General features: G+C 53.8%; 24 protein-coding genes, 1 tRNA gene and 1 pseudogene. 16 read left to right on the forward strand and 10 right to left on the reverse strand.

Annotated elements, in window-relative coordinates:
- Positions 1 to 588: a prepilin-type N-terminal cleavage/methylation domain-containing protein gene (locus tag SIC18_RS06175; protein WP_413430417.1), complete on the forward strand. Its 588-nt coding sequence runs from the start codon at positions 1 to 3 to the stop codon at positions 586 to 588.
- Between the two features lie 453 nt (positions 589 to 1,041).
- Here SIC18_RS06175 and SIC18_RS06180 read toward each other — a convergent pair whose 3' ends face one another.
- The 3 genes from SIC18_RS06180 to SIC18_RS06190 form a co-directional block, all read right to left on the reverse strand.
- Positions 1,042 to 1,185, reverse strand: coding sequence for a hypothetical protein (locus SIC18_RS06180; RefSeq protein ID WP_413430418.1), 144 nt, complete (start codon positions 1,183 to 1,185; stop codon positions 1,042 to 1,044).
- Positions 1,186 to 1,388: 203 nt separating this feature from the next.
- Positions 1,389 to 2,471, reverse strand: coding sequence for a sensor histidine kinase (locus SIC18_RS06185; protein ID WP_413430419.1), 1,083 nt, complete (start codon positions 2,469 to 2,471; stop codon positions 1,389 to 1,391).
- Complete coding sequence (locus tag SIC18_RS06190) at positions 2,362 to 3,006, reverse strand: hypothetical protein (RefSeq protein WP_413430420.1); 645 nt, start codon at positions 3,004 to 3,006, stop codon at positions 2,362 to 2,364. Before SIC18_RS06190 ends, SIC18_RS06185 begins: the two co-directional genes overlap by 110 nt.
- On the opposite strand from SIC18_RS06190, the gene SIC18_RS06195 reads away from it, so the two are divergent.
- Positions 3,005 to 3,823: an ABC transporter permease gene (locus SIC18_RS06195; RefSeq protein ID WP_245407232.1), complete on the forward strand. Its 819-nt coding sequence runs from the start codon at positions 3,005 to 3,007 to the stop codon at positions 3,821 to 3,823. The two genes, SIC18_RS06190 and SIC18_RS06195, sit on opposite strands and share 2 nt — an antisense overlap.
- 20 nt (positions 3,824 to 3,843) lie before the next feature.
- Entirely contained in the window at positions 3,844 to 4,104 is a 261-nt protein-coding gene (locus SIC18_RS06200; protein WP_048345949.1) for a hypothetical protein, read from the forward strand.
- Between the two features lie 205 nt (positions 4,105 to 4,309).
- Here SIC18_RS06200 and SIC18_RS06205 read toward each other — a convergent pair whose 3' ends face one another.
- Complete coding sequence (locus SIC18_RS06205) at positions 4,310 to 6,031, reverse strand: iron uptake porin (protein WP_413430421.1); 1,722 nt, start codon at positions 6,029 to 6,031, stop codon at positions 4,310 to 4,312.
- Positions 6,032 to 6,263: 232 nt separating this feature from the next.
- On the opposite strand from SIC18_RS06205, the pseudogene SIC18_RS06210 reads away from it, so the two are divergent.
- A pseudogene (locus SIC18_RS06210) lies at positions 6,264 to 6,410 on the forward strand (peroxiredoxin); the annotation flags it as partial.
- Between the two features lie 266 nt (positions 6,411 to 6,676).
- Here SIC18_RS06210 and trmH read toward each other — a convergent pair.
- Positions 6,677 to 7,366 (reverse strand): tRNA (guanosine(18)-2'-O)-methyltransferase TrmH, encoded by a 690-nt coding sequence (gene trmH, locus SIC18_RS06215; RefSeq protein ID WP_048345950.1) that lies wholly within the window; start codon positions 7,364 to 7,366, stop codon positions 6,677 to 6,679.
- A gap of 129 nt (positions 7,367 to 7,495) precedes the next feature.
- Here trmH and SIC18_RS06220 point away from each other — a divergent pair, with 129 nt between their 5' ends.
- Positions 7,496 to 7,822 (forward strand): glycine zipper 2TM domain-containing protein, encoded by a 327-nt coding sequence (locus SIC18_RS06220; RefSeq protein WP_048348017.1) that lies wholly within the window; start codon positions 7,496 to 7,498, stop codon positions 7,820 to 7,822.
- A gap of 5 nt (positions 7,823 to 7,827) precedes the next feature.
- Here the strand turns inward: SIC18_RS06220 and SIC18_RS06225 are convergent, their stop codons facing one another.
- A complete protein-coding gene (locus tag SIC18_RS06225; RefSeq protein WP_048345951.1) occupies positions 7,828 to 8,031 on the reverse strand; it encodes a hypothetical protein in 204 nt (67 codons plus the stop codon).
- Positions 8,032 to 8,135: 104 nt separating this feature from the next.
- On the opposite strand from SIC18_RS06225, the gene SIC18_RS06230 reads away from it, so the two are divergent.
- Both SIC18_RS06230 and SIC18_RS06235 read left to right on the forward strand, forming a co-directional pair.
- A complete protein-coding gene (locus SIC18_RS06230) occupies positions 8,136 to 8,513 on the forward strand; it encodes an MGMT family protein (RefSeq protein ID WP_048345952.1) in 378 nt (125 codons plus the stop codon).
- Positions 8,500 to 9,849 carry a 16S rRNA (cytosine(967)-C(5))-methyltransferase gene (locus SIC18_RS06235; protein ID WP_413430519.1) on the forward strand — a complete coding sequence of 450 codons (1,350 nt, stop codon included), beginning with the start codon at positions 8,500 to 8,502 and terminating at the stop codon, positions 9,847 to 9,849. Before SIC18_RS06230 ends, SIC18_RS06235 begins: the two co-directional genes overlap by 14 nt.
- Here the strand turns inward: SIC18_RS06235 and SIC18_RS06240 are convergent.
- From SIC18_RS06240 to SIC18_RS06250, 3 genes are read right to left on the reverse strand one after another with little or no spacing between them, the layout of a single operon-like run.
- Positions 9,827 to 11,848, reverse strand: coding sequence for a transglycosylase domain-containing protein (locus tag SIC18_RS06240; RefSeq protein WP_413430422.1), 2,022 nt, complete (start codon positions 11,846 to 11,848; stop codon positions 9,827 to 9,829). The two genes, SIC18_RS06235 and SIC18_RS06240, sit on opposite strands and share 23 nt — an antisense overlap.
- Positions 11,845 to 12,798, reverse strand: coding sequence for a chlorophyll synthase ChlG (gene chlG / locus SIC18_RS06245; protein WP_048345955.1), 954 nt, complete (start codon positions 12,796 to 12,798; stop codon positions 11,845 to 11,847). The genes SIC18_RS06240 and chlG overlap by 4 nt, the downstream gene beginning before the upstream one ends.
- 11 nt (positions 12,799 to 12,809) lie before the next feature.
- The gene (locus SIC18_RS06250; protein ID WP_048345956.1) at positions 12,810 to 13,031 is read right to left on the reverse strand and encodes a DUF2862 domain-containing protein; all 222 of its coding nucleotides are present in this window, start codon (positions 13,029 to 13,031) and stop codon (positions 12,810 to 12,812) included.
- Positions 13,032 to 13,085: 54 nt separating this feature from the next.
- Between SIC18_RS06250 and hisF the strand changes: the two genes are divergently transcribed.
- From hisF to SIC18_RS06275, 5 genes are all read left to right on the forward strand, one after another.
- The gene (gene hisF, locus SIC18_RS06255) at positions 13,086 to 13,877 is read left to right on the forward strand and encodes an imidazole glycerol phosphate synthase subunit HisF (protein WP_048345957.1); all 792 of its coding nucleotides are present in this window, start codon (positions 13,086 to 13,088) and stop codon (positions 13,875 to 13,877) included.
- A 46-nt stretch (positions 13,878 to 13,923) separates the two neighbouring features.
- A complete protein-coding gene (locus SIC18_RS06260) occupies positions 13,924 to 14,124 on the forward strand; it encodes a hypothetical protein (protein ID WP_048345958.1) in 201 nt (66 codons plus the stop codon).
- Between the two features lie 7 nt (positions 14,125 to 14,131).
- Positions 14,132 to 14,833: a bifunctional demethylmenaquinone methyltransferase/2-methoxy-6-polyprenyl-1,4-benzoquinol methylase UbiE gene (ubiE, locus tag SIC18_RS06265; protein WP_413430423.1), complete on the forward strand. Its 702-nt coding sequence runs from the start codon at positions 14,132 to 14,134 to the stop codon at positions 14,831 to 14,833.
- An 83-nt stretch (positions 14,834 to 14,916) separates the two neighbouring features.
- Positions 14,917 to 15,270, forward strand: coding sequence for a hypothetical protein (locus tag SIC18_RS06270; protein WP_048345960.1), 354 nt, complete (start codon positions 14,917 to 14,919; stop codon positions 15,268 to 15,270).
- Between the two features lie 217 nt (positions 15,271 to 15,487).
- A complete protein-coding gene (locus SIC18_RS06275; protein WP_413430424.1) occupies positions 15,488 to 16,054 on the forward strand; it encodes a hypothetical protein in 567 nt (188 codons plus the stop codon).
- Positions 16,055 to 16,228: 174 nt separating this feature from the next.
- Here the strand turns inward: SIC18_RS06275 and SIC18_RS06280 are convergent, their stop codons facing one another.
- Positions 16,229 to 16,372: a hypothetical protein gene (locus SIC18_RS06280; protein ID WP_245407234.1), complete on the reverse strand. Its 144-nt coding sequence runs from the start codon at positions 16,370 to 16,372 to the stop codon at positions 16,229 to 16,231.
- Here SIC18_RS06280 and SIC18_RS06285 point away from each other — a divergent pair.
- The 4 genes from SIC18_RS06285 (at position 16,371) to SIC18_RS06300 (ending at position 19,999) form a co-directional block, all read left to right on the forward strand.
- Positions 16,371 to 16,508, forward strand: a complete 138-nt coding sequence (locus tag SIC18_RS06285; RefSeq protein WP_413430425.1) for a DUF1651 domain-containing protein — start codon at positions 16,371 to 16,373, stop codon at positions 16,506 to 16,508. The genes SIC18_RS06280 and SIC18_RS06285 overlap by 2 nt on opposite strands.
- A gap of 337 nt (positions 16,509 to 16,845) precedes the next feature.
- Entirely contained in the window at positions 16,846 to 17,739 is an 894-nt protein-coding gene (glyQ, locus tag SIC18_RS06290; protein WP_048345962.1) for a glycine--tRNA ligase subunit alpha, read from the forward strand.
- Positions 17,740 to 17,968: 229 nt separating this feature from the next.
- Positions 17,969 to 19,936, forward strand: a complete 1,968-nt coding sequence (locus tag SIC18_RS06295; protein ID WP_413430426.1) for a ComEC/Rec2 family competence protein — start codon at positions 17,969 to 17,971, stop codon at positions 19,934 to 19,936.
- Positions 19,913 to 19,999: transfer RNA gene (locus SIC18_RS06300), tRNA-Ser, on the forward strand. Before SIC18_RS06295 ends, SIC18_RS06300 begins: the two co-directional genes overlap by 24 nt.
- Positions 20,000 to 20,100 lie beyond the last annotated feature (101 nt).

Genomic DNA, 20,100 nt, shown 5'->3' on the forward strand with positions numbered 1-20,100 from the left:
ATGTTCAAGCAATGTTCTCCAACCCATGCCCAGTGTGGCTTCACTTTGATCGAGCTTTTGCTCTCCCTCAGCCTTGGCAGCATGCTGTTTGTTGTGTTGCTGCAGCTGATCGCCGCTGATCTACGCCTAGGGAAAAGCATGGCGAACCGTTTGCGTGAATCGGCGCAGCAACGCCGCACCTTGGAGCTGATTCGTGATGAATTAGCGATAGGGGCTGACTGGGTGGTGGATCCTGCTGTCTCCCCTCAATGGCCCTGTGGCATGGCTGGCCGGCAGCCCGTTTTGGCGATCGGCTTGGATTCAGAGAACACCCAGGCTGTAGTTCCAACCATTATTTACAGCGTGGGAGCTGCACCTTCACCGATTTGGCGCGGTCAGGTGTTGATGCGTTGCGGGCCCGCCTACGGACTCGATGGTGTGATGAGGGCAGGGGGGAGGGCCCAAAATCGTGTTCTCATGGATGGATTACCCCAGCAGGGTTTGGGGTTTCAAGCTCGCCTTGATTCTCAATCCAAAGTGCTTCATCTCGAGTTAGAGCAGCTGGCTGATGGTGGCTCTGGACGCCTTCGCTCTGCTGTCGTGTTTTGATGCTTGCTTGGTTACTTAGGGGGAATGCAGTCAGCGCTGCATTCATTTTTTTTGATGGGTTCTGGTTCTGAGTCCTTATTCGTTGAAATAAACCTTGATTCTGATCTTCACCAAGCGTTTGTAAGGAAACACTCTCCAGAATCGCCATAATCCCCAGGCCAGTAGCCAGCCAAATAACCCCACGACCAGTCCGACTAGGAATGAATGTCCAACTAAAAATGGTCCGCTGTATTCCAAATGAAACAGTTCAACTAAAAAGGCAGATGAAACTGCAACCAAATAGGTGGGAATTTGAGGATGAGGATTGGTTCGATTTTGCAAGTGGATTGAGACCTATTCAATCAATTCTAAGGAAGCGCTCTTTGCTGGTTCTTCATCGTTACACCACTACATCGGCCATCTTTATGACCGGATCCCTTAGCTTTGATTTAACGCTGATGCATTCAGCTGGGGTTATGCAGTCTCAGGCTCTGATGCAGGCCTGAATAGGAAGTAGACCTCTACGCTTGCCGCGGCCAGGGCAAGGAAAATGTGATCAATCCAGCCATTGCGTACTCCCATTCCCATGAAGGCAATCCAGGTGTTGATCACCACCATTACCCAAAGAAAAATACTTAGAATGAAGCAAGTACATTGATCGAGATGTTTCCGTTGGATCCACAGGCTGGCCAGTAAAGGAAGCAGGATTAGGGTTGACGTGGCATGTAGGATTTGCATGCTTAGATCACTATGAATATGAGGCGTCGTAGCGGCCCATAAATTCACGGGAATGAGTAAAGAGCTAAAAATTAGGTAATAGATCATCGTGAAATTGTACTTGAAGTTAGTTTAGGAAGGATGATTGAGAAGCAACTCCCTTCTCCTTCTTTGCTTTGAACGTGTATCTGTCCTCCCATGGCAGAGATCATTAGGGCAACCACAGACAGCCCGAGTCCTGTTCCGCTGCTTTCAGAGCTGTTCTTACCACGATAAAAGCGGTTGAAAATATGCGGGAGATCGCTCTCTGGAATCCCAATTCCCTCGTCTTTCACATCAATGGCAATGCCATGCTTATTTGGGTTCAGCACCAAGGTAATTAGAGAGTCTTTCGCAGAGTATTTGGCAGCGTTGTCGATTAAATCAAAGAGCACTTGTTGCAGACGGTCAGGATCAGCGAGTGCATCACTGGTTTCATGATTAGGAATGTTGTTCACCACTTCAAGCCTGTGATCCGTGAGATGGCTTTGGCTTAAATCAGCAGCTTTGCCCACCAATTCCTCAAGGTCCACCATCTCTTGGTTGAGCTGGAGTTGTCCGGAGTCACCGCGCGCCAGGTCGAGGAGATCATCGAGGAGCATGCGCATGCGAATGCTTTCCTCTTCTGCAGTTTTCAGGCCACGACGTTCGTCGTCGCTTAATGACTTACTGCGCTTAATCGTGCGATGCAGATATCCCTGAACAATGGTGAGGGGTGTTCGTAATTCATGGCTTACGGCACTCACAAAGCGACGTTGGTCATTCCATGACAGGGCCAGGCGTTCGATCAATTCGGAATAGGTCTTGGCCAACTGGCGCACTTCCTTTGGTGCGGCTGTCATCTCCGGAATCGAATCTTGATTCAGGGTGTCGGCGGTGAGGGCTGCACTTTGTTCACTGAGTTGTAGGAGAGGCCTCACGATTCGTCGCACCATCGCGTTAATGGTGATTAGTGAGAGCAACATCGATCCCACCCCAATCACGATCATCCAGCCCAGAAATTCATTTTGGATGCGGCCGGTGTCGCTTGCTATTGCACTACTCCAAACCCTTTCTCCGGTTGGATAGGCACGACCCAGAAGCGTGAGGTAATTCTGGCCTCCCACATTGATCAGTTGGGTTGTGTGATCTTTTTTGTGAGCCTTCATGGTGGCTCGCATCATGGTTGTGGGGATGGGGATGTGACCTGATTTCGGCGGCACGAGGCGTCCATCCGCCAATTCGATCCATAGGGTGGGTGGTACGCACGCCGGAGTGATCGCGTAGCTCCTGACGCACTTCTGCGTGAGTGGATGGGCTCCAATCTTTAGCTGAGTGGCCTTGCCCTAGATGGTCATAGTCCATCAGAGCGCTGATCAGGTGCTCCGCATTGGCCTTTAATTCCACTTCTCCATTTCGGATCTGATTGCGATTACTAAGCCAAAGCCCTGTGGTGGTAGCTCCGGTGAATCCGATCAGAACTGCGGTGTAGGTGGCCAGCTGGAGTTGGCCTTCAAGGCTTCCTAGAAGTTGCGATCTCCAGTTGGACTTCGATGCCACGAGATCGGTTCCCTTCCCTAGAAAAATTCCTGTCCTCGATTGTGCAGCAGGACCAGGGAGAATGGAACCCTTCGCTCGTTCTAGTGCCTTGAGCTTTGCGGTCTCGCCCTTAGGCATCTCACGCCCCACCCTCTCGGCGCGCATGGCCCGATGGGGTCTGGTGATTGTGGGGATCTACATCGCCGTTGCCCTGCTCACGCCTGCCTTGATCAGCGTTGGCTTTCTTCCGGATCCCAATGCCGGTTTAGATAGTGCGATCTATGCACCGCCATCTCCGCAGCATTGGTGTGGCACCGACCGGCTCGGCCGCGATGTGTGTGTACGCACATTGCAGGGGAGTGGCGTTGCTCTTCAAGTGGTGCTGCTAGCGGTCGTTCTTGCCTTGGTCGTGGGTGTGCCGGTTGGAATGTTGAGTGGTTATTTGGGGGGAGGGGTCGACCGGGTGCTGGTTCTGCTCATGGACACGCTTTACACCTTGCCGGTGTTGTTGTTGTCTGTGGTGTTGGCGTTTCTGCTGGGCCGAGGGATTCCGAATGCAGCAGCAGCACTGTGTGTGGTGTACATCCCGCAGTATTTCCGAGTGGTGCGCAATCAAACAGCTCAGGTGAAATCGGAGCTGTTCGTGGAGGCCGCAAAAACCCTCGGTGCTGGTCCGATTTGGATTCTGCGGCGCTATCTGTTCCGCAATGTGATCACCTCGGTGCCCGTGCTGCTCACCTTGAATGCTGCTGATGCGGTGTTGGTGCTCGGAGGCTTGGGTTTTCTGGGCCTTGGCTTGCCAGAAACGGTGCCGGAATGGGGCAGCGATCTCAATCTGGCACTTGCTGCTGTGCCCACTGGCATCTGGTGGACGGCTCTTTATCCAGGTCTGGCGATGTTTGTGTTGGTGCTGGGATTGTCGTTCCTTGGTGAAGGACTCGAGGCTTGGGTGAGCAGTACGGGGCGCGACGCGGCAAACTAAAAGCATTCGCTGTTTCAGGAATGACGCTCTGGGCCACATTCATCTTGCTAGGCCTGATGACCTACTTGTGGGTGTCAGGGCGCAGCAATCCCGACGACGTGATTGGTCTGCTGGAGCAGATCTTGGCCATCACACTTGGTTTGGTGGTGCTGTTTATCGGTCGCAGCCTGTTTCTGGAGCTCATGGTGCTGGTCTTTGCGCTTCGTTTGCCTGCTGCGCGTCGCAACCACCCTGTGGCAGCTCGCTCCAAGGCTGGAAAGGATATGTTGATGCCCTTCTGATTAAGCGCTAGGCAGATGGTTGTTGTTGTTAGCGTCATTGTTTGACTTTTAAAGGTATTTGTTTTTATGTGTTTGGAATTAGTTTTAACGATAAATTATTGGCTGAGGCTGATTATTCGGGATTGAAAGTTGTCAGGCTCGTTGGTAAAAAGCTATTACCTGATTTTAATCGATAGGCAATAGCTTTTTTGGCGTTAGACAATGATCAGAACGTGAACGTGGTTCTTAAAAGTCCGCCTAGTTGAGAAAAACTCTCATTGCTAGGAGTTAGCTGACCTAAGGGGCGACTAAGGTAAAATAATGCAGGAGTAACAGTAATATTATCAGTTACTTGGAAGCTATACCAACCCTCCCAGGCATAATTGCCATCATCAGGAGAATCACTCCCAGTGAGATCTGTTGCGAAAGTAGCTTGACCAACGGCAAGCCCCGCTGTATTTCCCTTCATGAATGCATCCTGCCATTGCAGTGACACTTGCCATGATTGGGAGGTGGAAACGTATCCATCAGGAGTGCTATCGCCATCAAAGCTAGTTGTATTAATACCCCATCCAACACTAATAGCAGGAATAAAACCTGAACTTATTGGCTGCCAATATCCTGAAAGCCCAAAAGCGTTGACTGATTGATCAATGTCTTGAAGATAGCTTAATTGGGTAAAGGAGGTAGAATACGGAACAATAGAAGCGTCTTGAATATAACTGTAAATAGCAGCGATTGCCCACTGATCAGACTGATAGCCAATTTGAACAGTACCTGTTGCAGCTGAATTATCCGTTGCAATGCCACCTTCTTGTGGATTACTGTTCGGTCCATTGTCTAAATTAGCTACATATTGCAAGCCAATCGTCCATCCATTCTTCTCCCAATTAAGTGCTACCCCAGGCCCTTGATTTTTGTTGTAGGCAGCAGGTGCACCATTAAGAGTGAGAACATCAAGAACTGTTGATGCATCACCTTGAGGATAAGCAGAAGGCCATAGAGGCAACATGTCATCTTGACCAACATTAGCTCCTATGAAAAATGTGAAATCCTCACCAATAGGAGTGTTGTAAAAGATTTTATCGATGAATACATCGTTTGGACCTGCATCCGACTCTGAAGCAACTTCTAATGTTGAAAGAGTTGTTGGCCCACCATTAAAGGAAGAGCTTCCAAAATTACCAGCTCTGAGAGTTGTTGTTAATAAATCTTTTCCAGTAAAACTGGTATTCAGGATCATCTGAATATCATAATTAAATACGGTTGCGCCAAAATTTTTCTTGGCATAGTTCACGTAATCCGATTTCGTCAAATCAACTTGTCCTGCGTCTCCCGAGGCCAAAAGCAAGTTTGAACCACGATTACCTTCGCCATCATCTGGGAATCGTTGGTCAATCTCATTGATTTGCTTAGCAGAATAGTTCAGGTCACCGCCAAAATTATTGGCGCCAACAACAAAACTTGCTTGAACATCAAGCTTGGTGGTGGTGGAGAACTGAGTGGCTTCCAGTTCGCCAACGCGGGCTTCAAGTCCGTCAACACGGCCCTTGAGGATGGCGAGTTCCTTTTCGAACTCCTTCATCAGGCGCTTGAGCTCGTCGGTCACTTCGGTGACGCGGTCGAGACAGGCGTTCAACAGAGCAGCCGCTTCAAAGCGGGTCATCGCCCTGTTGCCGCGGTAGGTGCCGTTGGGGTAACCGGCCACACAGCCGTAGCGCTCGATCAGGTTGCTCAGAGCCTGATAAGCCCAGTCGGTTGGGTAAACGTCGGAAAACTGAGTGATGCTGGTGACTTGCTCGCGGCTGCTCAATGCAGAGGTAGCGGCGTAATCAGACACACCATTGATATTGAGCTCAGTAGCGTTGAAGTCGGTGGCGTTTGCAGCCACAGGTGCCAACAGGCCCAGGGCAGCTGGGGCCACCAGCAGTTGATGGAAAAGTTTCATTTCGGCCTCACACAAAAAGACGCAAAATGCATCGAAAAAAGACTAACCAATCAGCTTGAATTCCTAGAAACAAATATTACAGAGAAAGCAATCAAGGTTTTTCAAGTCATCCTTGCGAGCCACCTCGAGTTTTTAATTATTTTCCAGCCAATTCCCAGTCATCCGAATGAAGGAGAAACCAGGAAAAAGAAACTTTGCTTTCCATTTAAATTCATTGTCAAATCAATAAGAAATTAATCATGGCCGTATCATTGAACCTGGTTTCTCTGACTCCTGCGTTGATGATCCGTTTGAGGTTTCTGATGCTGACACGATGCTTGCATACCTCAAGGGATCTCCTTCTCCGGGAATTGCTAAGCCAAACGATTTCGTGGGTTGAGTCTCTGAGATTCTTCGGCTTTTCGACAATCTTTTTTGCAACCCATTGATCTGTTTTCTAATGGTCTCTTGAGTAATATCTGGTTGTGTTGTTCTGGCTCTGAACATATTTTTGTAGTCTTGACGCGCCTATTGTTTTAAATTCTGTGTTGAAGCGATAGCTTATCGCTGATTTCTCCTTTTTCGCGCTTTTTGTAAGGGGTTTTTGTGGTTTTCTTGGTTATTTTCTTTTCTTTTCCGCTGCTTTTGTAGTGCTTGGATTCTTTGTTAATACTTCAGCCTTTCAGTGCGGGGTAGATCTTCTTGAATCTCGCCAACATCGTTGAGGGTTGGATAGGGTCGTTTTTGTTCTCGGCACCACAGCGCCACATCCGGATAGGCCCACTCGAACAACACATTGTCGTAGTTTTCTGCCGGGATTCCCTCTCCATCGGAAGGGGCAAGTCCAGCCGCTTCTCGCTGACGCAGGGCCTCAAACAAAAGGGTGGCGGTCGCCACCGATACGTTCAGCGACTGCACCATCCCGCGCATCGGGATGAACACGTCGGTGTCCATCAGCTGGGTGGCGTTTTCGCTGAGTCCCCATTTTTCTGCTCCTAAAACAAAGGCGCTGGGTCCTGTGAAGTCACAGTCGCGGTAATCGACTGCATCCACGCTCAGATTGGTGCCATACAAGTGAAAACCCCTGTCTTTCAGGGTTTTAACGGCTGCCTCGATACTGGAGTGGCCGTGCAATGGCACCCAGCGTTGACTGCCTTGGGCCGTGCTGTTGTACGTGCGTGAGCGACCACTGAGGCTCACGGCATGGGCTTCAAGGACGCCAACGGCATCGCAGCTGCGCAGGATGGCTGACAGGTTGTGGGGTTTGTCCACATGCTCGACCAGAACGGTGAGGTTGGCCATGCGCTGGTTCAAAACCACACGCAACCGCTCGAAACGACGGGGAAGGATGGGCATGGCGCATCGTTCTCTATCCCTGAGGGTATGGGATGCCGCTCTCGGTCACATCCAGACGCATTGCTTGGCGGGTTCAGTCATTGATTGTCCGTTGGTTTGCAGAACGATGGACTTGTTGCTTCTCTCACCATGAAACGCGCCGGGTTCGCTGTTGCTTTGATGCTGCTGTCGGCTGCACCTTCATTGGCTAGGCCAATCAATGTCTATGACGATCAATCTGTTTATGTAAATCAGCGTTATGGCGGTTCGGCTCGCGATCCTTGGGTCGGTGCAAATCGTCGCGATGTCTACGTGAACAATCAAGACACCAATAGTTGCGTTGAAGGCAGCGTGATCGGGGGGTTGTTGGGTGCTGGCCTTGGTGCTGCGTTGTCACGGGGCAACGGCCGCTGGATTGGTGTTCCCGTTGGTGGTGCCGCTGGGGCCCTGCTGGGTTGCCAAGTGGATGGGGGCTGATGCCTTCAGCGATTCCCTGTTGAGCCAAAATTGGCCTCCAAAATTGCGGCTTGCAAAAGGGTTTGCATGGTGTGTAAACCCTCTTGCTGATCGGGCTCGCCGCCTGGCCAACGCTCGAGTCGATAGCTCACGGCATCCAGCAGTAGCCTGAGATCTGCTGGACTTAAGGACAGATCGATTCGTAAATCACCATTGTCTTGGGTTGTCATAAGGCCTCTAAAGAAAACCTGATCGTTGAGGTGCGTCGGCCGAGTGATCAAACCGGCTCGCAACGAGCGACCTAGTGGTGGGTTGCTGAGGATTCAAACATTTGATGCAGATCAGTACTGAGAGAAGCTTCGATGAGCGGGTTTGTCATGCCGTCAGTTTGATTCCGCATGGCCGTTTGGCCACCTATGGCCAGGTGGCTGACCTGATCGGGGCCTGGGGCTGTGCGCGTCAGGTGGGATGGGCCCTGCGCCGGCTGAGCTTGCCTTCTGAAGTGCCTTGGCAGCGCGTTGTTAATGCTAAAGGACGGATTTCGATGAGTCTCAGTCGCGAGGGCTCAGATTGGATGCAGCGGCAGCTTTTGATCGCAGAGGGAATTCCTGTGGATGGAGAAGGCAGGCTCCCCTTGCGGCGATTTCTCTGGATGCCGGACCTCGAGGCGCTAACTCTGGAGATCAACCAATTTGCCATTGCCCGTGAGTGAGCCCAAAGCCAACGGCGAGAAAATTGGTTTACCGGCGCGTCGTTTGGCTTTGGAGGTGCTGGAGGCCGTTGCTGCGGGTGCCTATGCCGATGTGGCCCTAGAGCGAGCCCTTCGTCAAAATCCCCTGTCTCCTGTGGATCGCGGCCTGGCCACCGAGCTTGCCTATGGATGCATTCGCTGGCGTCAATGGCTCGATGGTTGGTTGGATCGTTTCGGCAAAGTTCCAGCTCATCAACAACCGCCCCGGTTGCGTTGGCTCTTGCATCTCGGCCTTTACCAAGTGCTACGCATGCAGCGCATCCCTGCTGCTGCAGCCGTGGACACCACGGTGGAGCTTGCTAAGCGACAACGGCTCTCCAAGCTGTCGCCAGTGGTGAATGGTGTGCTTCGTTCGGCCCTTCGCGCCAAGGAGGCCGGCGAGACCCTGCCCCTGTCTGACCAATCTGCCGAACGTCTGGCGTTGTGCCATTCCCTGCCTGTTTGGTTTGCTGAAAGCTTGTTGAGCTGGTCTGCTCCTGACCAGGCCGAGCGGGTGGCTGTTGCCTGTAATCAAGTTCCCCCCTTGGATCTGCGGGTGAATCGCTTGTGCAGCACACCTGACGAGGTGGCGGCTGAATTAGCCGAGGCGGGGGTGCCGACGCAACCGATCGATGCTTGTCCAGATGGGTTGCAGGTGCTGTCGCCTGCGGGGGATTTGCGACGTTGGCCTGGTTTTGAAGAGGGGCATTGGAGCGTGCAGGATCGATCGGCCCAGGGTGTTGCTCCGCTGTTAGCGCCTCAGCCTGGAGATCGGATTCTTGATGCTTGCGCCGCTCCTGGTGGGAAGGCAACCCATCTGGCGGAGCTGGTCAGGGATGAGGGTCAGATCTGGGCTGTGGATCGCTCGGCGGGTCGCTTAAAGCGAGTGGCTGCCAACGCGGCACGCTTGGGATGTGGTTCGATCCATGCGCTGGCAGCGGATGCAACCAACCTCCTTGAGCTAAAGCCCGAATGGCGTGGTTTCTTTCAACGCATCCTCCTGGATGCTCCATGCTCGGGACTGGGGACCTTGTCCCGTCATCCCGATGCCCGTTGGCGCGTCACGCCTGCCACGGTGGAGGAGCTGTTGCCGCTGCAAGCGCAATTGCTGGCGGCGATGTTGCCGCTGCTCGCTCCTGGTGGGCGATTGGTGTATGCAACGTGCACGATTCATCCCGCCGAGAATCTGGCGCAAGTCAACAAGTTCCTTCAGGATCATCCTGATTTTCAGTTGGAGTCCGAGCAGCAGCGCTGGCCAGATCCCGAGGGGGGTGATGGGTTTTACACCGCAGTGATCACTGCACCGGCAAAGGCCTAAAGAATTCATCCACCGGGGGGCCACCAGATGGGCTCACGTAGCGCGGTGTGGGTGGGGCCGAGTTGTTATTCGCTGGATCATCCGTTTCACCAAACAGATCACGATCCGGAAGGGGGCCATCAGCAGGGTTCGGTTGATTGGGGTTGCTCGCTTTCTTTTTCCCAGGCCGTGTAAGAACCGGTCGTACAGTTTTGGGCTTGGGCGGAAACTTCTGTGCCGGGAATTCAGACTTGATTTGATTCATGAATTGCTTCCAGGCCCACGCTGATTCACCACTGTTGCTTTTGGTCTCGGCATTGTTGTCGTGACCAAACCAAACGGCAGTGGTGAGTTGGGGAATAGAGCCGATGAACCAGATGTCTCTTGCCCCCTCTGATGTTCCAGTTTTTCCAGCCACTGGGCGATCATCGAGCTTGGCTGCAATTCCAGTGCCGCCGCTCACCACCCGCTGCAGCATCCAATTCATGGTGTCGGCAACATCACTATCCATGGCACGCTTCCCGCGGTCGCCATCCACCCTGCGGTTCCAAAGCACGACGCCACCAGGACCACGGATCTCTTCAAAGGCGGTTGGTTTCACGTACACCCCGCGGTTGGTTACAGCGGAATAGGCGGCCGTCATATCCAGAACGGTTTGTTCATAGGCGCCGATGGCCATTGGGTAATACCGGCCGAGAGGACGTTGGTTGCCAATCCCGAGATTGTTGGCCATCGCAATGATGGGGTCAAAGCCCACCTTGTCTTGCAATTGCACTGCAACCGTGTTGAGAGAATTTTTTAAGGCATCAGCGAGAGAAATGTAGCCAAAATATTTTTTGCCAAAGTTTTTAGGGCAGTAACCGTTCCAGCAGCGCGGTTTATCTAAGAATTTATCTTCCGGTTTAATGCCCGCATTAATCGCTGCGCTATAGGGAAACAGTTTGAAGGTGGACCCTGGCGATCTGAGTGCTTGTGTGGAGCGGTTGAACTGGCTGGAGTAAAAGTTTTTCCCTCCCACCATCACGCGCACCAATCCGGTGCCAGGCGCAATCGAAACGATGACGCCCTCGGTGCCATTCGGTGCGATTTCACGCACCACCTTCTGGGCTTTGCGTTGCCAGTCGAGATTCAGACTGGTACGAACCTTGAGACCTCCCACCTCCAGTTGTTCTGGGGTGAGCATGGTGGGCAGCTGTTGGGCCACCCAAGTTGTGAAATAGGGAGCCGTGCTGTTGTAGTACTTCGGTATGGCTGGTTTGAGTGCCAGTGGGCTGTTGCGAGCTTCTTCCGCTTCGTCCGAGGTGATGAATCCTTCCTGCTCCATCCGACTGAGCACGATGCTGCGCCTTTGCAGGGCAATCTCGGGGTTGACCAGCGGGGAATAGAGCGATGGAGCTGGTGGCATCCCAGCGATCAGAGCTGCTTCGGGGAGGCTTAGCTCCTCCGGTTGCTTGGAGAAATACACCCAAGCCGCATCGGAAACGCCATAGGCGCTGGATCCGAGATACACAAAATTCAGGTATTGCTCGAGGATCTGCTCCTTGCTTAATTGCCGCTCGAGCTTGTAGGCCAGCGCCGCTTCTTTGAGTTTGCGCGTGAACGTCCGGTCCTGGCTCAAGAACACCGTACGGGCCAGTTGTTGGGTGATCGTGCTCGCACCTTCTCGAACAGAGCCCTGCTTCAAATTTGTGAAGACAGCCCGTCCGATTCCCCAGATATCAACGCCGTTGTGGTCAAAGAAGCGGCGGTCTTCAGCTGCGATGAAGGATTGCATCACGAGCTGGGGCATTTGCCCTGGTTTGATTTTCTCCCGGGTCGCTGGCCCGAGTTTTTGGATCACCTTGCCGTTGGTCGAAAGGAGTGTGATCGTTCCAGGCCGATTGAAAAGATTGATTTCTCTTGCATCAGGCAAGGTTGAATCAAACGCTCGCGTGATGGCGGCTTGGCCGAGCGCAGCACCACTACCAATCGCAACGGCGACGCCTGCGACCAGGATCCAGTGACGACGGGTGCGATTCACATTCCCTGCGTCAGGGGACTGTGGCCAATCGCCAAAGCTGTCACCAGCATTCCCAGCACGAGAAAGGGTTGGGCACTGGCTTGATATTTCACGTCAAATTCCACTGGATCGCGAAGCAGCCAGATGTCTTGAAAAGTGATCTGAGGCACGATCAACAACACCAGCAGAACCGCTGCAAAATGCTGCCCGATTGCGATCAGAACCGCAACCATCAGGAGTTGGAAGAGGTCGATCATCCCAGCGCTGATCCAGCTTGCGGGCCCAATTCCAAATGCAACAGGGAGTGACTGAAGGCCGAGAGCGCGATCACCTTCCACACTTTTGAAGTCGTTCACGACAGCAATCCCCAAGCCAGCGAGGCTGTAGGCAAGCGTGAGCAGCGCCGTCGCCCAGGTGAGTTGGCCGAAGAGGGCCTGACCCGCCCACCAGGGCAGGGCTATGTAACTGGCCCCGAGGGCGTAATTGCCCAACCAGCCGTTCTGTTTCAGCTTGAGGGGAGGAGCTGAATAGATGAAACTCACGAACGAGCCGCCAAGGGCGAGAAGAAACAACACGGGAGTGTTGTGCCCAGCCCAGACATCCAAACCCCAAGACACCGCTAAACCAGCGATCAGCAGGGCCCAGATCTGAATTTTGACTTGGCCGAGACTGATCTCACCCGAAGGGATCGGCCGGTACGGCTCATTGATCGCATCGATCTCACGGTCGTAGTAGTCGTTAATGGTTTGGGTGTAGCCGGCGAGAAGCGGGCCACTCATCACCATGCAGGCCAGCGCAGCTCCCACGTGGTCAAGACGCCATTCGTAATTGCCGCTGGCCGCGGCACCACAGACCACTCCCCAAATCAAGGGAATCCAGGTGACTGGCTTCATCAGCTGCAGGCGCAGCTTCCAAATGTTGGAGGTGCCCTTGGCACCTTTCATACCGAGCAGCTGACGGGCGTCACTCACTGGGTCAATCCTCAGCCGGGCGCGATTTCGTCTTCGAAGAACCAGCTGGTTGAGCCATCACTGAGCTGAACGACCACGCCGATTCCCTTCCCGTCGACAGTGCGGAAATCAACCACGGTGCCAGTGGAGTCTTTTTTGAGTAAGTCCACCAGCTCACCGGGAATGCGATCGCGGACTCGGGTGACCCGGACCTTTGAGCCGATGTCTATCGTGACGGCAGTCTGCTGTGACATGGCCTGCGAGGCTTGAGATGTGGCCGCAACCCTAACAGCCTCTTTTCAACTCACATGGTCGCTCTTCGTTTGATTCCCTGCCTCGACGTGGCCAAGGGCCGGGTGGTGAAAGGTGTCAATTTTGTGGGCCTGCGTGATGCAGGCGATCCGGTGGAATTGGCCTGTCGTTACAGCGAGGCCGGAGCCGATGAATTGGTGTTTCTCGATATTGCGGCCAGCCATGAGGAACGCGCCACGTTGGTTGACCTCGTGCGTCGCACGGCTGCGAGTGTCACGATTCCGTTCACGGTGGGAGGCGGAATCGCGTCAGTGGAGGGCATCACTGAACTTCTGCGAGCAGGTGCCGACAAGGTGAGCCTGAATTCGTCGGCTGTGCGTCGCCCTGAGCTGGTGTCAGAAGGGGCTGAGCGGTTTGGATGTCAGTGCATTGTTGTGGCGATTGATGCGCGTCGTCGGCCGAGTGGTGGTTGGGATGTCTATGTCAAAGGCGGCCGCGAAAACACCGGATTGGATGCGGTGGACTGGGCGCGTCGGGTTGCGGCCCTTGGTGCCGGAGAGATTTTGCTCACGTCGATGGATGGCGATGGAACCCAAGCGGGATACGACCTGGCTCTCACGAGAGCTGTGGCGCAGGCAGTGCCGGTTCCAGTGATTGCCTCTGGTGGGGCCGGATGCATGGATCACATCGCTGCAGCCCTCGATTCCGGGCCAGAGGGCGGCCAGGCATCCGCCGCTTTGCTGGCTTCACTGCTCCATGACGGCGTTCTCAGCGTTGAGCAAATCAAGCTGGATTTGCAAGGACGCGGTTTGTTGATCAGACCCTTAGAGCCTGAGTTCAGGTCTTAAATTAAAGCCCTCGAGAAGGTGGTTTTTGATCGGTGGTCTGCCATTTATGACGCGTCAGCAGGCTTTGCCTGTGGGGATTGTCTTGGTCGTGGTGGTGATTGCTTTGCTGGCGTGGGCACTGCAATTGATGCAGTCGGCTATCGACCAGCAGGAATTTTCATTGATGCTCGCAGGCTGCTTGGTCTGTTCGGCTGCCGTTGGTTTGGCCACGGTGATGGTGATGACTTTGAACGGATTGCTTCTTTGAGCTGCTTGTGAACCCTCTTGACCCTGCTGCGGTGGAGGCGTTGTTTAACGCAGTCGCTCCCCGTTATGACCGCCTGAATGACCTGCTGAGTTTGGGGCTGCACAGGCAATGGAAACGTCAACTTCTGTCGTGGTTGAGTCCGCATCCTCATGAGCGTTGGCTGGATTTGTGTTGTGGGACAGGTGATCTCGCCCTTGCCTTGGCAAGAAAGTTGAGACCTGACGGTTCGGTTTTGGGACTTGATGCCGCAGCGGCACCCTTGACCGTGGCTGCGGAACGAGCAGGCCGCGAGCCTTGGCTGCGGGTGCAATGGATGCAAGCGGATGCCCTTGACACCGGGTTGCCGGATCAAGACTTCGATGGGGTTGTGATGGCCTATGGCTTACGCAACCTGGCGGACCCGTTCTTGGGTTTTCAGGAGATGGCAAGGGTGTTGAAGCCCGGCGGGCGCGCGGCGGTTTTGGATTTCAACCGGTTGCCAGAAGGAAGTGCAGCGGCAGCTTTTCAGCGGACCTATCTGCGCCGGGTTGTGGTTCCTGTGGCCGCTGGCATGGGGCTTGCCGACCAGTACGCCTATTTGGAAACCAGTCTGAAGCAGTTCCTAACCGGCGCGGAGCAGGAGAGTCAGGCGCTTGCTGCTGGGTTTACAGCGGCAAAGCATCGACGTTTGGTTGGTGGACAGATGGGTGTGCTGCTCTTAATTCGTTAAGGAAGTTTGAGGCCTGTTCCAATTTCCGCGCCAGACCTTGATTTGGGATTAGGAAGAAAACATTAAGAAACGGAGCTGTCCGTTTGGCCTTCCCTATCCCCTCGTTGCTGGCTTCGATTGAAGATCTTTTAGTGGAGGTGGCATGGCTAGACGGGATGATCCTGGTCACGGAGTCTCAGGAGGCCACCTTCCTTCCCGTGGCACAGGTCACTCCTGTGCTGGCCAGGCTGCGATCAAAGCCGCGAGGTGCGGAGGTCGCGGACAAGCTCAGCCTGTCGTTGCTGAAATCGCAGGGAAAACGGGCGAGTAAGCCTGTGCTGGTCGTTCAGGGAGACGGATGTTTTTGGTTGGGGATCATTAGCCCAAGCATGTCCCGTTCTCGATCACGTCATCAATACGCTGTCGAACACCTTGCTCGCTGCTTTGCAAAGGGTTAGGTCCAGGCCTGTGGGCTGTTTCGCTTACTTGGACGACTTTGTTTGAACAACATTGGATCGGAGTCGCAATCTTTGGCTTTGGTCTGATCTGAATGGATTGAATTGCGATCTTTGTTTTTGGTTTAGATCGTTGATTCTTATGGCCTGGCTGATGCCTGCTAGATTTTTATTGCTTGCTTGTTATTGATTGAAAGGGCCCTCTACGCTGGCTTTGTTCGTGGCCGTTGTCGGCAGCGGCTTGGTTGGCATGTTGGTTTATGCCGGTCTCTTTTACTCCAATGCTAAGCGCACAGTTCCTGTCTCCAGTGAGATTGACGATTCCATTTATCAGTCTCGGGAGCAGGCTGAAACTGCGGCGAATGAATGGATCTCACTCGGCGGCGTTTATGTTGTCGAAACACTGACAACGGTGAGGCGTACTGTACCCGTGACGGCGATCGAAAAAAAGAAATTAAAATCTCAGATTGAACAATCTATGAGGAAAAAAATAGAGGCTGAATATAATCGTTGCCTTCAAAGGGCTGAGAATAGTCTTGCTAAGGAGTTGTGTTCGTTTGGCCCGCCTGAAGCCGCTGTTGGCGACGATGTGAAGATCCCTCAGAAAAAGACCATTCAGGATCGGAAAGTGAGAACAATTGAATATCAGCGTCGAGAATGCGCTGATGATCAAGAGCTGCGGTCTTTTGAATGTATTGAATTGGATGTTGCACGTGGCGAAATCGTAAGTCTTTCAGAAGAAGGTGAGGAGATACCTGTTAAAGTTTTTCGGCAGTTCCGCTATTAACGGATTGCTAATGACTCAGGGCTTGGGTATTGGCTGGACTGAAAGTATTGCAATAAGCTGATTCGGGTTGGTTTTTGGAATCATTGTGCGTTGCTGATTGTTTTGCGCTCTGGCCTTTCTTTCGATCTTGGTGAGTTGATTGTTTGCTCTTCCTGGGAAAGAAAGAGAGTTGATTCACTCCTTCTCTGCTAGCGGTTTCAGGCCTTGAAGGGCTTTGCAAGCCGTAGCAGCTGCTGTTTGGCGCTCGGGGTGTTCCTGGGCGAGCGAAGACTGCGAGGTTTGGCTAGTAAAGATGGAGTCGTTGCTGGGCAGGGGCATGCCCAACGGTGAGCCGGCTCTGTTGAAAAAACGGCAACAATTACGCCGTGAACAGGCAGAGCAATTGTTGAATGCTTTGCGTCATCAGGGGTGGAGAGCAACAGAACCTGTGAGGGGGTCTGCTCGTGAGCCATAAAAATGAGAGGGCTCTCAACCCCTCTCAGCGCGTCTTGCTTTCGCTTAGTCACTTTGGCTTTTGAGTTGGCGGAGGTATGACGAAATGGTGAGCAAGTCGCTACTAAATCAGTCTTTGGCAAGAGGGCGCTTCCCTGGATTGGCTTGTTCTTCGGGTGGTGCGCTGATCCATTGCTTCTTTGTTCAGGCCAGAAGCCTTAGCTCGACTAGCCTTTTAGCTCCACAGGTTCTCTGCGTTGCTGGCCCGAATCGCAATCGTCCGATCTGCGCTCCAAGGCTTGCGATAGCGCGGAACTCAGTGAGCAAGTCCAACCGTTCTTTCTAGGCCCCTGCTCGGTATGCACTTCCAGGACATCATCAGCACGCTGAATCGCTTTTGGGGAGAGCAGGGCTGCGTGTTGTTGCAGCCCTATGACACTGAAAAGGGTGCTGGAACCATGAGCCCGCATACGGTGCTTCGGGCGATTGGGCCTGAGCCCTGGGCGGTTGCTTATCCAGAACCTTGCCGGCGTCCCACCGATGGTCGTTATGGAGATAACCCCAATCGGGCGCAGCATTACTTTCAGTACCAAGTGCTGATCAAGCCCTCGCCCGATGGCGTTCAGGAAACGTATCTGGCATCCCTTGCGGCCCTAGGAATTTGTGCTGCCGATCATGACATTCGTTTTGTGGAGGACAACTGGGAGTCCCCAACGCTTGGTGCCTGGGGTGTGGGTTGGGAGGTGTGGTTGGACGGCATGGAGGTCACCCAGTTCACCTACTTCCAGCAATGTGGAGGCATTGACTGCAAGCCCGTCTCGATTGAGATCACCTACGGCTTAGAGCGCTTAGCGATGTACCTACAGGATGTGGAGAGCATCTGGGATTTGAGCTGGAACTCGGAACGTAGCTATGGGGATATTTGGCTTCCTTTCGAGAAGGGGCAATGTCAATTTAATTTTGAATCATCCAATCCTGATCGCCTTAAACAGCTCTTTGCGATTTATGAGGCAGAAGCCGCTGATCTGATTGAACAACACTTGCCAGCGCCTGCTCTCGACTTTGTCTTGAAGTGCAGCCACACGTTCAATCTGTTGGAAGCTCGTGGCGTGATTTCGGTGACGGAACGTACCGCCACAATTGGACGGATTCGTAATCTGGCGCGAAAAGTAGCTGAGGCTTGGTTGGCAGAACGGGAGGCTCTGGGGTTTCCTTTGCTGCAGCCAACAGCTGCCGCGGTGGCAGATCATTGACCTTGCTATGAATGAATCAAGCAGTATTAATTCGAAATTTGAGCCTGTTTTTGGCGCCTACCTGTTGGATTGATTGAGTCCAGATACGTCTGTCAGTGATTGTTTTTAAAACCGCTCTGACTTGATGTAAGCAAGCCTCTTCAAAGTATGGGCTATGGGCCTGGGGGTATCGCTTTTCTCCTTTGTTGTTTGAGGGGAATGCTTCAACCAGCTTGATGGCTCAGCGTTGATGAACGTTGCTCTTTGGCTGGTTCTCTTGATGCTTGCCACTCAGCTTGGTGCCGCCTTTCCCCAGGGGATTCAGCACTGGTGTGTGGTGTTGGTTGGGCTTGCTGCGGCTGTTCTGTTGATCTGCCGCCGGTTTCCACTTCCAGGCTGGAGGCTGTTTCTTCTTGTTCTCGTGCTGTGTGGCTTGTTGCTGCGCTCGTCTACGGGGCAAGAGGCCATGCCCTCACCACTGGATCCTCGTCAGCTTGTGTCAAGCGGCTCCGACCAGAAGCCGCTGGTGATTGAGGGCCGTGCCCTCGCTGATGCACCTCTGCGTAGGGGGCGCTGCCAAGCCCTGCTGCAGGTGAACCATCTTGGTGGCCAGAGTCGCGATGGTCGCACCGAACTGGTTGTAGACCCCTGCCTTCAGATGTTGCGCAAAGGCTCATTGGTCAGGGCTCAGGGTCAGCTCGTGACTCCTGCAGTTGCAACCCATCCCCTACTTCCTAATCCAGCTGAACGCTTGGCGGATCAAGGGTGTTGGAGCCAATTCCGCACCAAGCAGGTGGAGCTGATCCAGCAAGAACACACTCCTCTGGCTGATGGGCGTCGTCTGATCGCTGCTCGATTTCAAGACTTAGCAGAGGAGCACTCAGGTGGACTACTGGCCGCATTGGTGCTTGGGGGTGGGCAAGTAGAGCTCAGCTCAGAGCTGCGAGAGGCCTTTCGAGTCGCGGGTTTATCCCATGCATTAGCAGCATCTGGATTTCACCTTTCAGTGCTGTTAGGAGCCACGCTTGCCCTGACGCGCAGGGTTGACATGCTCTTGCGATTGGCGGCTGGAGCTGGTGCCATGGCTGTTTTCCTTGCCCTGGCGGGCGGGCAGCCATCGGTTGTTCGCGCTGTGTTGATGGGAGCTACCGCCCTCTTGATTCGAGAACGGGGCTCTCGAGCTCAACCCTTGGGTGTGTTGCTCACCACATTGGTGTTGATGCTGTTGGTACACCCCTCCTGGGCACGTTCCATTGGTTTTCAGCTCAGTGCCGCTGCGACAGCTGGCTTGGTGCTCAGTTCGCAGCCATTAGAGCAGTGGCTCCTGCAGCTCTGTCCTCAGCGTTGGATGCGAGTTTTGGCCCCTGCCCTGTCGGTGCCAGTGGCGGCGCTGCTCTGGACCCTTCCCCTGCAAATCCTGCATTTCGGATCTGTGCCTTTGTATGCGCTGGTTAGCAACCTGATCGCTGCACCTTTGCTGGCACCGCTCACCCTTTCGGCGATGATCCTGGCGCTGCTGACCTTAATGCTGCCAACGGCGATCGCTGCACTGGTGATGCCAGTGTTGGTTTCGCCGGTGCAGCAGTTGGCGTCGTTGTTGATCGCTTTGGTGCATTGGATCAGTTCCTGGCCCCATGCCCAGTTGCTCACGGGACATCCGCAGCCTTGGGTGGTGCTGGTCGTCGTGCTGGCGCTTCTCCCTTGGGCCTTGCCGTCCCTGCATCATTGGCGCTGCAGGGCTTTCCCTCTTTTACTCTTGGCCACGCTGGTGCAAGCCAGCGTTCAGCTCAGCGATGAGCTTGTCATGGTGCGGCAGTGGGGGAGACAGTGGCTACTGGCCCGTCATCAGGGGCGCGCCGCGCTGATCAGCAGTCACGGAGATTTGCTCAGTTGCCAGTTGGCTCAGCAACTTGGGCATGGTTATGGACACCCACGCTTGGACTGGGTCGTGGTGATGGATCCAGTGGCGAGCGATCACAGCCGTTGTTGGACTGAACTAGCGCACACCGTTCGGGCTGAGCATCAGGGCGAGCCTCCTTTGCTGCCAGGTCAACGCCTGCAAAGCCCTGGTTTGATGCTTCGCCCAATGGGAGGCCAAGATCGTCGTTGGTATTTGCGCGTGAATGGTCAATCCCATCGACTCAGGCAATCAAGCGGTGGAGCCTTAAGATGGGATGACGCTCGTGAAGCGTTTGGAGAGGTGGCAGAGCCCGGTTGAATGCGCACGACTCGAAATCGTGTAGGGGTAACACCCTCGTGGGTTCGAATCCCACCCTCTCCGTTTTAGATGAGTCCGAATAAGCGCTTTTTCAACACCATTCTTGTGATGCTCTGAATGATGGGCGGTTATCTCATCTGAAATGTGCCTTTAGGGAGCATTCT

The sequence above is a fragment of the Synechococcus sp. Cu2B8-bc1011 genome (assembly GCF_047302735.1).
Classification (GTDB): Bacteria; Cyanobacteriota; Cyanobacteriia; order PCC-6307; family Cyanobiaceae; genus Synechococcus_C.

Excerpts from the sequence above, each read along its gene's own strand:
- SIC18_RS06200 (WP_048345949.1), top strand. The coding sequence starts at position 3,844 with ATGACGCTCTGGGCCACATTCATCTTGCTAGGCCTGATGACCTACTTG.
- hisF (WP_048345957.1), top strand. The coding sequence starts at position 13,086 with ATGGTCGCTCTTCGTTTGATTCCCTGCCTCGACGTGGCCAAGGGCCGG.
- SIC18_RS06175 (WP_413430417.1), top strand. The coding sequence starts at position 1 with ATGTTCAAGCAATGTTCTCCAACCCATGCCCAGTGTGGCTTCACTTTG.
- SIC18_RS06220 (WP_048348017.1), top strand. The coding sequence starts at position 7,496 with ATGAAACGCGCCGGGTTCGCTGTTGCTTTGATGCTGCTGTCGGCTGCA.
- trmH (WP_048345950.1), bottom strand. The coding sequence starts at position 7,366 with ATGCCCATCCTTCCCCGTCGTTTCGAGCGGTTGCGTGTGGTTTTGAAC.
- SIC18_RS06225 (WP_048345951.1), bottom strand. The coding sequence starts at position 8,031 with ATGACAACCCAAGACAATGGTGATTTACGAATCGATCTGTCCTTAAGT.
- SIC18_RS06260 (WP_048345958.1), top strand. The coding sequence starts at position 13,924 with ATGACGCGTCAGCAGGCTTTGCCTGTGGGGATTGTCTTGGTCGTGGTG.
- SIC18_RS06195 (WP_245407232.1), top strand. The coding sequence starts at position 3,005 with ATGGCCCGATGGGGTCTGGTGATTGTGGGGATCTACATCGCCGTTGCC.
- SIC18_RS06185 (WP_413430419.1), bottom strand. The coding sequence starts at position 2,471 with ATGAAGGCTCACAAAAAAGATCACACAACCCAACTGATCAATGTGGGA.
- SIC18_RS06180 (WP_413430418.1), bottom strand. The coding sequence starts at position 1,185 with ATGGTGGTGATCAACACCTGGATTGCCTTCATGGGAATGGGAGTACGC.
- SIC18_RS06205 (WP_413430421.1), bottom strand. The coding sequence starts at position 6,031 with ATGAAACTTTTCCATCAACTGCTGGTGGCCCCAGCTGCCCTGGGCCTG.
- glyQ (WP_048345962.1), top strand. The coding sequence starts at position 16,846 with ATGCACTTCCAGGACATCATCAGCACGCTGAATCGCTTTTGGGGAGAG.
- SIC18_RS06230 (WP_048345952.1), top strand. The coding sequence starts at position 8,136 with ATGCAGATCAGTACTGAGAGAAGCTTCGATGAGCGGGTTTGTCATGCC.
- SIC18_RS06295 (WP_413430426.1), top strand. The coding sequence starts at position 17,969 with ATGAACGTTGCTCTTTGGCTGGTTCTCTTGATGCTTGCCACTCAGCTT.
- SIC18_RS06250 (WP_048345956.1), bottom strand. The coding sequence starts at position 13,031 with ATGTCACAGCAGACTGCCGTCACGATAGACATCGGCTCAAAGGTCCGG.
- SIC18_RS06280 (WP_245407234.1), bottom strand. The coding sequence starts at position 16,372 with ATGCCCCTGCCCAGCAACGACTCCATCTTTACTAGCCAAACCTCGCAG.
- SIC18_RS06190 (WP_413430420.1), bottom strand. The coding sequence starts at position 3,006 with ATGCGCGCCGAGAGGGTGGGGCGTGAGATGCCTAAGGGCGAGACCGCA.
- SIC18_RS06285 (WP_413430425.1), top strand. The coding sequence starts at position 16,371 with ATGCCCAACGGTGAGCCGGCTCTGTTGAAAAAACGGCAACAATTACGC.